13 protein-coding genes and 1 tRNA gene are annotated in these 12,966 nt (G+C 33.4%); 13 read left to right on the plus strand and 1 reads right to left on the minus strand.

The features are described from left to right. The 13 genes from HS129_14080 to HS129_14140 all read left to right on the plus strand — a co-directional run bounded on the left by HS129_14080 (position 1) and on the right by HS129_14140 (position 12,514). Positions 1-438 carry an ATP-binding protein gene (locus HS129_14080; protein MBE7413164.1) on the plus strand — a complete coding sequence of 146 codons (438 nt, stop codon included), beginning with the start codon at positions 1-3 and terminating at the stop codon, positions 436-438. Positions 439-484: 46 nt separating this feature from the next. After that, positions 485-3,289: a hypothetical protein gene (locus tag HS129_14085; protein MBE7413165.1), complete on the plus strand. Its 2,805-nt coding sequence runs from the start codon at positions 485-487 to the stop codon at positions 3,287-3,289. A gap of 19 nt (positions 3,290-3,308) precedes the next feature. After that, positions 3,309-3,890: a hypothetical protein gene (locus HS129_14090; GenBank protein MBE7413166.1), complete on the plus strand. Its 582-nt coding sequence runs from the start codon at positions 3,309-3,311 to the stop codon at positions 3,888-3,890. 14 nt (positions 3,891-3,904) lie between these two features. Then, positions 3,905-5,014 carry a hypothetical protein gene (locus HS129_14095; protein ID MBE7413167.1) on the plus strand — a complete coding sequence of 370 codons (1,110 nt, stop codon included), beginning with the start codon at positions 3,905-3,907 and terminating at the stop codon, positions 5,012-5,014. Between the two features lie 384 nt (positions 5,015-5,398). Next, positions 5,399-6,007 carry an imidazoleglycerol-phosphate dehydratase HisB gene (gene hisB / locus HS129_14100; GenBank protein MBE7413168.1) on the plus strand — a complete coding sequence of 203 codons (609 nt, stop codon included), beginning with the start codon at positions 5,399-5,401 and terminating at the stop codon, positions 6,005-6,007. Further along, positions 6,004-6,636, plus strand: coding sequence for an imidazole glycerol phosphate synthase subunit HisH (gene hisH, locus HS129_14105; GenBank protein MBE7413169.1), 633 nt, complete (start codon positions 6,004-6,006; stop codon positions 6,634-6,636). Before hisB ends, hisH begins: the two co-directional genes overlap by 4 nt. Next, a complete protein-coding gene (hisA, locus tag HS129_14110) occupies positions 6,633-7,367 on the plus strand; it encodes a 1-(5-phosphoribosyl)-5-[(5-phosphoribosylamino)methylideneamino]imidazole-4-carboxamide isomerase (protein MBE7413170.1) in 735 nt (244 codons plus the stop codon). Before hisH ends, hisA begins: the two co-directional genes overlap by 4 nt. Before the next feature lie 866 nt (positions 7,368-8,233). Then, positions 8,234-8,830, plus strand: coding sequence for a peptidoglycan DD-metalloendopeptidase family protein (locus HS129_14115; GenBank protein MBE7413171.1), 597 nt, complete (start codon positions 8,234-8,236; stop codon positions 8,828-8,830). A gap of 8 nt (positions 8,831-8,838) precedes the next feature. Continuing rightward, a complete protein-coding gene (locus tag HS129_14120) occupies positions 8,839-10,068 on the plus strand; it encodes an amidohydrolase family protein (GenBank protein MBE7413172.1) in 1,230 nt (409 codons plus the stop codon). A 25-nt stretch (positions 10,069-10,093) separates the two neighbouring features. Further along, entirely contained in the window at positions 10,094-11,146 is a 1,053-nt protein-coding gene (locus HS129_14125; protein ID MBE7413173.1) for a tetratricopeptide repeat protein, read from the plus strand. Between the two features lie 7 nt (positions 11,147-11,153). Next, entirely contained in the window at positions 11,154-11,795 is a 642-nt protein-coding gene (locus HS129_14130; protein ID MBE7413174.1) for a Crp/Fnr family transcriptional regulator, read from the plus strand. A gap of 5 nt (positions 11,796-11,800) precedes the next feature. Continuing rightward, a tRNA-Arg gene (locus tag HS129_14135) sits at positions 11,801-11,874 on the plus strand. A 205-nt stretch (positions 11,875-12,079) separates the two neighbouring features. Further along, positions 12,080-12,514 (plus strand): hypothetical protein, encoded by a 435-nt coding sequence (locus HS129_14140; GenBank protein ID MBE7413175.1) that lies wholly within the window; start codon positions 12,080-12,082, stop codon positions 12,512-12,514. Here HS129_14140 and HS129_14145 read toward each other — a convergent pair. Then, positions 12,509-12,844, minus strand: coding sequence for a hypothetical protein (locus tag HS129_14145; GenBank protein MBE7413176.1), 336 nt, complete (start codon positions 12,842-12,844; stop codon positions 12,509-12,511). The genes HS129_14140 and HS129_14145 overlap by 6 nt on opposite strands. Positions 12,845-12,966: the final 122 nt, after the last annotated feature.

Genomic DNA, 12,966 nt, shown 5'->3' on the forward strand with positions numbered 1-12,966 from the left:
TTGAAAGAAAATAAGAATGCAAAGCCGGCTGATTTTTCGAATATTTTTCGATTGCAGATTCCTTCCAATCCAAAGCACGTTTCCCTTGCCAGAAATTTTGTATATAATCTGGCAAGGGAGAATGGCTTCACCTTACATGATGCGTTCGATATAAAATTAATTACCGGTGAGGCTTTGATCAATGTTATCAAGCACTCCTATTTGAATCGCTTAGACAAACCAATCTTTATAGAAATCAAATTATTCAGAGAGAAGATAGAGATTCGGATTCGAGACTTTGGAATTAAAGCAAATTTAGAAAAAATGAAGTCTGCCGATATGAACGATTATAGAGAAGATGGGCTTGGAATATTACTTTTACGAAGTTTGTGTAATCATTTCTATATCGATCAATCCCCTGAAATTGGAAATAAATTTATTCTAATGAAGATCAAATAGAAAGATTCGAGTTTACTTTTTTTCTAAAAAGTGAGAATTTGTTTCCATGGGGAACCGTATTTTTCTATCTTTTATCTATCTGAGTATTGTCTTTTATTTGCAAGGGTGGAATAATCTGAAAGCCAGACCCGGTGGGGGACAAACGTATAAATCATCGAGCTCTAAGTCATCTTCCAGTAACAGCTACTCCAGATCCGATAGCTATAATAATTCAAATAAGAATAGAAATTCTAATTCTAATTACAATTATTCAGATTATTATCAAAAGCAGGGTGAACAAACCAAAAAATTTAAAGAAATACTTTCTCCAACAAATTTCTCACAAAGATTGAATCACTATTCATTGAATGTAACTTTAAAAGAAGATACAGGACTTAAAGTGAAAGAAACTTTGGAGATTAGTCAATCTATCCGGGCTTTGAGCACACAAACTTTGCGACATTTTTTCCCAATCAAATGGGAGTTGAAACCTGATTCCTCTTTCGTTGCTTATTTGGGTATTCAATCGAGTGAAGAAATTTTAAATAGAGAAAAAGTAGATCGCGAATTTACAGGACTGTATTATAGACCTTCGTTTGTGTATTCTTACAACACCCCGCATAATACGAGAAAAATCTCCTTTGAATACGAAGCGTATAAATCGGGAGATGAGAATTTTCAAAGCAAAGATGAGTTGAACGAAAAAGAAAATTACCCCAAAAGGATTGACTATAGATGGAGTTTACTGCCTATCAATACAATGGATTATTCAGAATTTTCAAGTAGTGACTTTTCTATTCAATTGCCTTCAGAAGATTTTTCTTATTCCATTATTGATAATTTATTTCTGGTTCAACACAAAAAAGAAGGTAGCCTCATTCGAGGATATATTTCACCCAAAACACCGGGGAAATTAAAAAACGAAAAGATCCCAGAAATCGTACTGTCTGTTTCCGAAGATGCGTTAGACGAAAGCCTTATTCCACTTCAAGTAGTTGCTTCAGGAGATTATATTTCTCAAAGAAAGATGAATATAAAATACAATAAGGATACCTCTGCAATAATTCAAGATCAATTCACATTTCATATTTTGCATCCAAATTTTTGGGGAAGTTTTGAAACAAACTATTTTGTAGATAGTTTACAATTTCAAAAAGAAGATAAAACGCATTCTCTGTATTACTACGATTTTTATTTATCTGACAATTTTCGTATTACTTACGCTCAAAAAAACACCAAAGTCTTCTGGTCTTACTACCCGGAGTTAAAACTTACTCACGCAATTGACATTCATTACAAAGTGTTTGGTAGCACAAAACAAGAGAAAGGGATGAAGAAAATTCTTTGGGAAATTCCGTCACCGGAGGATGTGCATCAAGAAGAGATAGACATTCTGGTTGAAATTCCAAAAGAATGGACAATCGAATTTGCAGATTCAAGGATTGTGGTAATCAACAAAACCACAAAATCATCGTATATACAGAATTCAAAAAATCGTTCCATTCCATTTAAAATATCTCAAAATACTTTAAGTGCAAAAATCCCAAGATTAAAGAGACACGATTCTATAGTTTTAGATTTGAAGTTAGGCGGAAGCTCTAAGATATCTTCGCCCTCTGTGTTTTTTATTGCATTTTTGAATTTCAAACATCTACACAATTTTTATGGGTTTATAGTTTACCCTTCTCTATTTATAGTGTTTGTGTTTGGCTTGTCTTGGTATATGGTGAAAAGAGCGAAATCTATTATCAAAATAAACAAATTGCAAAAACAACAAGAAAAAAATCAAAAACAAGAAATTGAAATTCAAAAATATTTCGGAGATACAGAATTTTCGATTGATGATTTTCTAAATAGAGTTATTACCACAAATACGATACTTACAGAAGATTGGCTTTCCGGGAATATGAATAGATCACGTAATCTTGTATCATCAGGCATATACAATAGATTTAGAGTGCAATTGAATCTATTAAAAAATGAGGGACTCATCAATGTTATGAGCGATATTTCTGTTGAGGCTTCTGTTGATTCTTTTGAATTTGATGAGTTTATAAATACAATCCATGTAATAATTTCAGGCTCTGCAAAAGACAAGAATCTCCCTACTTCTATGTCGTTGGAAGAAAGAAAAAATGCAATTTCCAAATGCTCAATTCAAACTTATCAAGAATATTGGAGTTTTATCAGAAGTTCTAAAGTAAAGACTAAACAAGGAATTCAAAATGGATTTTGTCCTAATTGTGGGAGTCGTGCCGAAAATCTTTCTGAATCCAATAAATGTATTTATTGCAGTACAATTTATAATTCTTCTGAATACGATTGGGTTCTTTCTGAAATCACTCAATCGGACGAGTGGGGCAGATATAAAAATAAAAAGGATATTGATGGGCTTACAGAAATAGAGAGGAACCTTCCTTTTCTTTCTAAGCAAAAGATAGAAGATAGGGCATCTGCGATTTTTTGGAGATGGATAGAGGCAATTAGCACAGGAAATAAAATGGCTTTGATACGTGATGCGACATCCAAATATCTTGAGACGCTGGATGTTTCACAAAAGATATATTTATCTGAGCCTGTGGTTGGCTCTGTTGAACTTGTAAAAGTCACTAATTACGAAAAATATTTTGATTCAAGAGTTGAAGTTCTATGGAGTGCATCCGGCAAGAAAAATGAGCCTTCGGTAAATAGAAAGGCAATTATAAATCTCATAATAAGTAAAACAACAAAAAGTCCATTCGGGATTTCTGAGCATTCTTGTCCTTCGTGTGGCGGGATTCTCCCTGAAGATGATTCTTTGAAATGTGCGTTTTGCGCATCGACTCTACCAGTCAAAAAAACTGACTGGTTGCTTTGGAAAATATCTAATTAGTAGTAAAGGAGATGGTTGGATGAGAAGTCTTGGAATGTTAAAGATATTTTTTTTCACTATTGTATTTTTCCTATGTTGCCATAGTAGCTCGGAAGTATTGGTGAGTGAGATTCAAGATAATATAGGCTCTGGAAATATTGTTCAATCTGATGTGAATGAATTTTTTCAAAGAAGGATGAAAAATAAACTGAGAAAGGCACTTGTCGGAAGCTGGATAATTTTACACGAAGATGAATCAAATATTTATTACGGTTATCCGAGATTTAAAGGAATTTTTAGTAGTGATAGAGTTGTGGAGAAAATATATTTTCTGAAAAAAAAAGAGTTAGCAGAAAAATTTTCGATATATAAAAATTTCACAGGAGTCGAGCTCAGAGCAAAAATTCTTGCATCTATTGATAGTTATAGAAAACAAAAGAAAGAGAGTAGTGCGTTTTTACTATTTTCTAATAACTGGACTGTAGTATTGAATGAAGATTCGATTCAAGTGCAAGCAATTGTTAGTGAAGAAAATTCAAATACGACTAAATCTAAGTCTAAAAAATATACAATTTTACTCAATAAAAATGATTTGAGTTTACTGAAAATACAAGAAGATTGAAAAGGGCTATAGATATGATTGATTTTAACAAACCGGAAAGTATTTTTCAGTCTCTACTCGCTGCATTTGATGACAGAGATATTTTACACGATTTAAGAATTTATGAATTTTATACTGGAGATTTTGAAGAGCCTATTAATAACTTTGGATCTTTTGGATTTTTGCCTATAGCCGGAACTTCTACAGGCGATTCATTGGGTTTGACTCCAATTCTTGGAAAATCATCGGAGGAGTGGCCGGTTTTACGATTCTCTATATTTGGAGATGGAGCAAAAATTGTATCTTCTAAACTATCTTCATTTCCTGCTTCGGCGGTAGTTTCTGCGATTCAATCAATTGATTCAATTCATAGCGATAAAATAGAAATCTTGGAATCCAAAAAGGAGATTCTTATACTCGCAAATATATTGGGAGATGATACATTAGCAAAAGGTATTATTGAATTTTTAGAAAATGTAAAAGAAAAAGAGCCAATTGTTTCAAAGTTGTCTCTTTATAATCTGGCAGAAGGAAAAACTTGGTTTCTTGAGTTCTTGAATGTTTATAAAAAAGTTTTTGTTGAAGATGAAAACTCAATAAAAAACTGGAAGGCATACTTAAAAAATTATCCCTTTGTGACACCTGCATGGGAGTTACTTTTTCTTGCGCAAAAAAATTTTGGTGAAGAGGCATTTGACACAGCCTGGAGAATTGCCACCTCAGAAATATATTTCAACAATTCAATTTTTAATCTTGCCGAAAAAAATAAAAAATTTTTTGAAATAGATATTTCCAAAGGTAAGAATTCTCAGATGCTTTCAGAAAATAGTGTAAGGCTTGAGGCTTGTGCGTATATATCTGAATCAGACAGAGGGCACGGAAGACCTGAGTTGGAGGCAATTATCCGAGAAGCCGAAGAAAAAGATGCAGGCAAATTTTGGTTGAATGCAGGGGATGCGTTAATTTCTAAAAAAAAGGCTTTTGATGCGTATCGGGCGTACATCAATGCAGGGCACCACTACTATAACGAAACAAATAAATTTTCTCCAGCATCCGCTAAGGGAGCATTAAATGCAGCAAAACTAATCGGTGACCCAGTAATTGCTTTTGCCTTAGAATCTTTGGGGGATCGTATTATTGGTTGAGATCTGAATCTTTAAAAAAGTACTTTTTTGAAGATAAGCTATTTATCACTTGATTTCTAATCAGGGAAAAATATTAAAATATTCAAGAAGAAAAATTTGGATAATTCAATAAGGTTTGTCATTTTCAGAAATTTATGAAACTCACGGTAAAAATTTTTAAATATTTTTTTATTGATAACAAATGGCGATTTTAGTTAAATTTTTGCATTGTAAGATTTGAAGATTGATTTTTTGAAGAGCACCATTTATGACGCTACTGCAAAAACCCCTTCCAGGGCTTTTTACAACGCTAGAAAATGGCACTTTTATTGGCTTATTGAACAATTCTTTTTCAAAAAACGACTTTTTGCAGGTACGCCATTTATAAAAGCTACTCGATGATATATGATAAAAATTGTGGATAACAGGGAAATGCAAACAAAGGAAAGAAAAACGTCTGAAACCGATATCCGACTTTCATTGGATCTAAGAGGAAAGGGAATCTATAAGTTCGATACAGAAATTCCATTTTTTGAGCACGCTCTTTCCCATGTTGTAAAGTATGGGATGCTCGATGTAGATCTTTTTCTGCGTGGAGATATAGGAATTGACTGCCATCATAGTGTAGAAGATGTAGCGATATTATTTGGAAGTATGGTACACACACAACTCGGAGACAAGGCAGGGATCAGACGATACGGACATTTTACCTTACCAATGGATGAAGTTCTTGTCACAGTCGCTGTAGATTTTGGAGGCAGATATTTTTTTAAATACACAGGACCTAAATTGGACGGGAAGTTTGGAATCTATGACGCTGAATTGACTTTAGAGTTTTTGCAAAAATTTGCATTAAACGCAAAAATGAATCTACACGTGCTGGTTCACTACGGAGAAAATAGGCATCATATCCACGAAGGAATATTTAAAGCGTTGGGGAAATCTTTACGCCAAGCAATAGAATTTGATCCAATTTCAAAGGAAATTCCATCGACAAAAGGAATGATCGAATGATTGCTGTGATAGACTTTGGAATGGGAAATATTCATTCTTGTCTAAAAGCAATTTCACTATTTACAAAGGATTTTAAACTTGTCACAGACCCGATGGAGTTAAAGAATGCGAAGGGTGTTATTCTTCCGGGGGATGGTGCATTTGAGAAAGCAATGCAGAATCTTAAATCTATGAAGATGAAGGACGCGTTAGACGAATATGTTTATTACGAAAAACCGATTTTTGGAATTTGCATCGGATTCCAAATTCTTTTTGAAAATTCGGAAGAGTCAACAATCAAAGACAATATAGTTCCGGGTTTTGGTTGGATTCACGGAAATATAAAACGGTTTAAAGGCAAAATTTATAAAGTTCCGCACATGGGCTGGAATAAAATTCATTTCGCTACAAGAAAGAAAGTTTCTTTATTGGATGGGGTTGCTGATCGATCCTATATGTATTTTATTCATTCTTATAGACCGACAAATGTAGAAGAAGATTCAGTATTAGCAACTTGTTCATACTACGAGGAAAGTTTTCCGGTTGTTGTCGAGAAGAATAATATTTTTGGAACTCAATTTCATCCAGAAAAATCTGATACTACTGGATTGAAAATATTACAAAATTTTATAGGGATAGCCAATTCATGATTATTATTCCAGCTATTGATTTATTAAATAACGAAGCTGTCAGACTTTTTAAAGGGGACTATAACCAAAAAACTGTGTATAGCAAAGAGCCTTGGGAACTTGTAAGAATTTTTGAGAGAGGTGGAGCCGAGCTTATACATTTAATAGATCTGAATGGTGCAAGAAACGAGAATGATATAAACCGGCAATCAATTGAAAAAATTCGCAAAGTGTCTAACGCACAAATTGAAATCGGAGGAGGGATTCGCAATATTGAGAAAATAAAATTTTACGATTCTGTTGGGATGAATAGATTTATTATTGGAACTGCTGCAGTCACGAATCCTGAGTTTATTGATGAAGCACTGCGTTTATTTGGTCCTGATAAAATTGTTGTGGGTGTTGACGCAAAAGATGGTATTGTGAAAATTAGTGGATGGCAGGAAGACTCAAGAGTTCATTATAATGATCTTTTAAAAAGACTCGCTTCTCAAGGTGTGACTCAAATAATTTACACAGACATTGCTCAAGACGGCACAATGAGTGGTCCTAATTTTGAATCGTATCGAGAAATTTTATCAAATTTTCATTTTCAGCTAATTGCTTCTGGTGGAATTTCTTCTGTAAAAGATATTTTGAAGCTTGCTTCTATAAAAGAAAAAACTTCTCTCTATGGGATTATCACAGGCAAGGCAATTTATGAAGGCAAGCTGAATTTAGAGGAAGCAATCGCAAATACTAAAAATAGCTAAATTAGAATAGAGGATAGAGATATTACACGCTTTATACTAATATAGGACTTTTTACGCTAATGCAAGTGGTACTAACTCCACTTTTTGAGGATTTCAAAATTAAATTTAATATCAGCCAATTTGGACTTTTCTGTGAAAAAAAAAATTTTTCTAAATCATAAAAATTTTATTTCTATAGTTAACGATATTACGGGCTATTCTTATATCAAGCAGGCAAGAAATAGAATTTTAAGAAACTGTATATGAGATCAAAAAAAGGTATTATTAGGAGAATAATATAACCCGGAAAATTTGACAAACTAATCAAGTTTATATTCCAGAAAAATTCATGGAATGAGTTTAATTATAGGACAAAAAGGTTTCGAGAGAATATTACATGTCATCGTATTGTAGAGATTTCTAATGTTTTGCTGTGGAAATCTTTAGATTTTATCCTGAACAACTTGTGAAACACTTGTTACCCAAGAAGAAGGGCAGAAGGCTATAAGAAGTCAAATTCGCCCTGAGAATAATAATTGATTGAATTGGGAGAATTTGATCAATTTAAAGTATTTCAAGAACCCTTTTTATTCTTTTGTTGCTTGACATTGCAAAATGGGACATAATCATTTTGCCAAGTTAGGATAACACTTTGGAGTTTCACCAAGGTCAGTGTTATTGCATTTAGGAGTTTACCTCTCCAGAATATGGAACTATACGATAAATATCAACTAATTGCAAGAAATAGCCGTAAGAAAAAACAAAAAAAGGTCAACAGAAAGACAAAAAATAACAACCAGCTACGCCACACCCATATTAAAATAAGTAATTTTCACTAATCAAAATTTTATTTTGCATAATATTTTTCCGAAAATAAAGAAACGACAATGAATGAATTCTTCCTAAAAATATTTCTATTCTTTTCTGTATTATGTCTCACAGAAAATACTTATTCGGAAATATCGCCATACAAAAACTACAGGGTATCGTCCAAGGACACGATCTACTCTATTGCAAAAAAAATGCACACTACCGAATCTGAAATTTTACAATTGAACGGAAAAAAGATTTTGAAAATTCTAAAAGTCGGAGAAATATTAAAGATTCCATATAAAGATAAAAAAATTGTAAAATTCCACTCTCCTCTTTCCAAAAAAGCAAAAATTGAAAAAAAGTTTTCAGAGGTTTCTTTTTCTCCATTTAAAGGTATATTATTTTCACAAGGGAAGGACTCAACTGTAGTTTCTGCCAAAGAAGGAAAAGTCTTAACATGTGATTATATGGATGGGTATGAAAACTATGTAATCATCTCACACTCAAAAGGATATTATTCTCTTTACGGAAATTTAAGAGAAATATATGTTATTGAAGGACAGAAAGTTTTAGAACGAGAAAAAATCGGAATGGTTTCTGCAAGCAAAGGATTGTACTTTCAAATCAATAATGACGGAAAACCGGTGGATCCGGAAATTTTTTTAAATTGAGAACAAATATGCTTCAAGATTGGGAAATATACAACGCAGAAATTATAGGACCAAAACTTATAAGAAAAAATCAAACTATCCGAATTCACAAAAATAGAATTTCAGAAATCTCTGAAAACCCATCTGGTAAAAATTTTCGATTAGATTTACACGGATTGAGTATTTATCCGGGATTGATTAATTCTTACGATCACTTACTTTCGTCTTACTTGCCTCGAGTTGGAGCAGGTCGTCCTTATCTTAATTGGCTTGCTTGGGACAATGATTTAAAATCTTCCGCAGTCTATACCGAAAGACAACAACTTGATACTGAAGAGCTGTATCTGTTGGGTTCTTACAAAAATTTAATCTCCTGTGTTACGACTGTTATGGATCACATTCCCCATTTTGTTCAAGATCCATATATCGGAAGAATGCCAATCCGAATTATCAGTAAATTTCATCTATCGCATAGTGCATGTAGTTATAGTTTGAATTGGGGGGAGGGCGTTAAAAAAGAATATTCCGAAGCCGTATCCAATAACCTGCCTTATATCACTGGAATTGCAGAAGGGTTTGATCCTGAATCCGTTGATTCCTTGAGACTTTTGGAAAAAGAAAATGCACTTGGTGAAAATTCAGTTTTAGTTCACTGTCTTGGTCTAAAAAATAGGGACTTAGAAATTATAGCAGATAAAAGCGCATCTGTTGTATGGTGTCCAAACTCTAATTTATTCAAATTCAACAAAACTTTAAATGTAAAGAAATTACTCGACTTAAATGTAAATCTTTGTCTTGGGACAGATACTCCTATGGCTGGGGGATTGAATATTTTTGAAGAGATAAAAACTGCAAGAGAAGTCTATAAAAACACATTTGGAGAAGAATTAAATCCAAAGAAGATATTTAGAATGCTCACTACAAATCCTGCAAAAGCATTCAGGATAGAAAAAGATTGCGGAGAAATAGAGAAAGGCAAGTTTGCCGATCTTGTCATTCTGGAAACTAAAAAAAGTGACCCTTATGAAAATCTATGTGAAGCAGACTTAAGTATGGTAAAATTGGTAATTATAGATGGAAAGCCTGTGTATGGAGATATGTCTTTGCTGCCTTTTTTTGAAGAATTTGGCATAAATACGGAAACAATTTCCATACAAAATACAGATAAAATTATACAGGGGTCACCTCTTTCTTTATTAAAATCAATTCAAAAAGCAGTGGGATACAAAAAGGATTTGGCATTTTTGCCTATCCGATAAGAATAGAAAAATATGGTGAAATAAATTGGCAGGACCTACCTTAAGAACATACAAAGGCGGATCAATTGTTTATTTTGAAAAAGATAAATCGGAAGATATTTATGTACTCCAGAGTGGTCGAGTCATCCTTACTTATTCTACTGTAGATAACAAACACGAAATCAAAGAAGACGTTCGTATAGGTGAGTTTTTTGGAGTAAAATCTTCTCTTGGGCATTACCCAAGAGAAGAAACTGCTCAAGTGATTGGTGGTGCGGTAGTATTAGTTTTTAAACCCGCAGAGTTTGAGAGTTTTGTAATGAACAAAACGCATCTGATTTTAAAAATGTTAAAAGTTTTTTCAAGTCAGCTTCGCCAAATCCACAGACAAGTTCGAGAGCTATTAGGCCAAGGCGATGCAAAGATGCCTGCTTATGAGCTAATGAATGTAGCAGAGGTTTTTTACAAAAGTAATAATTTAGATTATGCGATCTACGCTTTTGAGAGATATTTGGCTCACTACCCCCAAGGAAAATATTCAGGAAGAGCAACTGAGCTTTTATCTCTCGCAAGAAAAGGATCTGCGTATCCGTTCAATATGCCTGAATTAGTGTATGAAGTGGATAAGTCTCATAATTCTCAAAACGACCTCGAGCATATACTAAATACTCCTGCTGAAGTTCCAAAACCAAAAGGGAGCGAAGATCTGTCTATATCGGCTCTATTTAACAAAGCACACACTTACGCAAAGGCCGGTAAGAATAGCGAGGCTGCCGAAATTTTTAAATCTCTTACTTCCCGGATAGATATAAAAAATCCCACTGAAAAGCGTGATCAAGAAAACGCCCATTTTCATCTTGGAGAGTGCTATTTTCATTTGAATCAATTTGACACTGCGTTTAGCACTCTTTCTAATTATGTTAGAAATTTCCCAAGAGGAGAGATGATCAAAGAATCGATTTTTACTCTTGCAAAAATTTCAGAAGCCCAATCCGATAACGCCAAGGCTGCAATGCTCTACGGAAAAGTTGCGTCTATGGCACCCAATGATGATATGACAGCTCAAGCTTTAAAAAAAGTTAAAGAGCTGAAAACCTGAGGATATTATGGCGTTAATGCTTGAAGCAATGTTTGAAAAATTCGGAAAAGTCTTTCAACCCAATGAAATGATTTTTTGTGAGTATGAACCCGGAAATGATTTTTATCTAATTCAAGAAGGCAAAGTGAAAATCACAAAAACTGTGGGTGCCTCCATTAAGACTTTGGATATTTTACAAGATGGCGATATTTTTGGAGAAATGGCAATACTCGAAGAGCAACCTCGTTCTGCCACTGCAACTGCAATGACTGAAGTTCGGGCTTTAAATTTTAATAGAGCCAATTTTGAGTTGCTAATGACTAAAAATCCACAGCTTGCATTAAAACTACTTACGATTTTTTCAACTAGAATCTACGATGCAAAAAGAAGGTTAATGATACTTCTCATGGACGATATTCAAGGAAAGGTCGCGGATGTTTTTGTAATGTTAGCCGAAAAAGAACAACATGGAGTAAACTACAAAGAAGTAGTGTTGAATCTTACTGTGGACGACGTAGCAAGTTGGTGTGGGCAGCCTGTAGGTGAAGTTCAAAAAGTAATTAATCAATTTGTAAAAAGCGGAAAAATCGAGTTGTATGCAGATAGAATCGTTCTCAACAATATAAATGACTTCCAGAGAATAGTTACTCAAAAACGAAAACCGATGTAATATTCGCTCCCGTAGCTCAGGTGGATAGAGCATTTGTTTCCTAAACAAAGGGCCACTGGTTCGAATCCAGTCGGGGGCAGATTCAATTAATAGAAGACAGAACTGCCGAAATAGCATAAAAAAATTCTAAATTTCCATATTTTCTTCAAAATCAGTGTTTAATATGTATTGTTTCTATAAAATAAATCTTGACACTTATAAAAATTTTTAATAAAATAAAGTATTATGATAAGTATTGAAAAAAGGAAAGAATTCGTTCTAATATAAAAATTTTTACAGACTCTTTGCCAGAAAGTATTCCTAAAAAAGAGCATCTGATAAGCGTAGTTGAAGATATTATTGAAGAAGTTTCTTATCTAAATAGAGAAAAAGCAGATTCTTCAGATGTAAAGCTACTCATCCTTGAAATGAAAGAAGAATTTAAAAGATCGGAAGAGAGGTTTGCATCCATGGAGAAAAGATCGGATGAAAGATTTGCTACAAGCGATATAAGATCGAATGAAAGATTCGCCGCAAGCGATAAAAGAATTGGTGACTTAATTCATTCTATGGACAAAAGATTCAACTTATTGCAATGGATGATTGGACTTGGCTTAGCATTTCTATCTTTTCTAATTACGCTATTTAATTATTGGAAACCTCCTATAACTCCAGAAATTTTAGAAAAGGCTGTTTATTTTGGTGTAGAAAGAGCATTACAAAAAAACAAGTCGCTATGATTTAAACAAATCTTTTGCTGCATCAAATGCAAGACTTTTGTTGTAATCATCTCTATCAATTAAAACAAAATTCAAAGACTCAGAATGAATTCTCTGTGCAATCTTTGCGATATCGGAAGGGCTTTTTTGATTTGTGGCAATGTACTTAAACTTAGTCTTACACCCGGGACAATTAGAATCTTTCAGATAATTTAATCCGAGTTGCTTGCAATTGGCACAAGTTCCATATAGGTCGTCAATCAAAAGCAGGTGTTTTTTTACTTCTTCTACATCTAATGAAGACCAGACTCGAATAAATTTATTTTTTGGAGTTTTCCCTGATTCTTGCATAATTCTTCAATATCAATTTTGCTGGAATTGTCAAATAAAAAAGCAGGATTAAGAAAAATATTTTTTATATAATTTTTTATCAATATTTTTCATTATGTGGAGGTTGTACTTTACAAAAAATT

It is taken from the genome of Leptospiraceae bacterium (genome assembly GCA_015075105.1).
GTDB lineage: Bacteria > Spirochaetota > Leptospiria > Leptospirales > Leptospiraceae > JABWCC01.

Bases quoted from the DNA above. Each gene is read 5' to 3' on its own strand.
- hisH (MBE7413169.1), top strand. From the start codon at position 6,004: ATGATTGCTGTGATAGACTTTGGAATGGGAAATATTCATTCTTGTCTA.
- HS129_14095 (MBE7413167.1), top strand. From the start codon at position 3,905: ATGATTGATTTTAACAAACCGGAAAGTATTTTTCAGTCTCTACTCGCT.
- hisB (MBE7413168.1), top strand. From the start codon at position 5,399: ATGATAAAAATTGTGGATAACAGGGAAATGCAAACAAAGGAAAGAAAA.
- HS129_14090 (MBE7413166.1), top strand. From the start codon at position 3,309: ATGAGAAGTCTTGGAATGTTAAAGATATTTTTTTTCACTATTGTATTT.
- HS129_14085 (MBE7413165.1), top strand. From the start codon at position 485: ATGGGGAACCGTATTTTTCTATCTTTTATCTATCTGAGTATTGTCTTT.
- HS129_14120 (MBE7413172.1), top strand. From the start codon at position 8,839: ATGCTTCAAGATTGGGAAATATACAACGCAGAAATTATAGGACCAAAA.
- HS129_14130 (MBE7413174.1), top strand. From the start codon at position 11,154: ATGGCGTTAATGCTTGAAGCAATGTTTGAAAAATTCGGAAAAGTCTTT.
- HS129_14115 (MBE7413171.1), top strand. From the start codon at position 8,234: ATGAATGAATTCTTCCTAAAAATATTTCTATTCTTTTCTGTATTATGT.
- HS129_14145 (MBE7413176.1), bottom strand. From the start codon at position 12,844: ATGCAAGAATCAGGGAAAACTCCAAAAAATAAATTTATTCGAGTCTGG.
- hisA (MBE7413170.1), top strand. From the start codon at position 6,633: ATGATTATTATTCCAGCTATTGATTTATTAAATAACGAAGCTGTCAGA.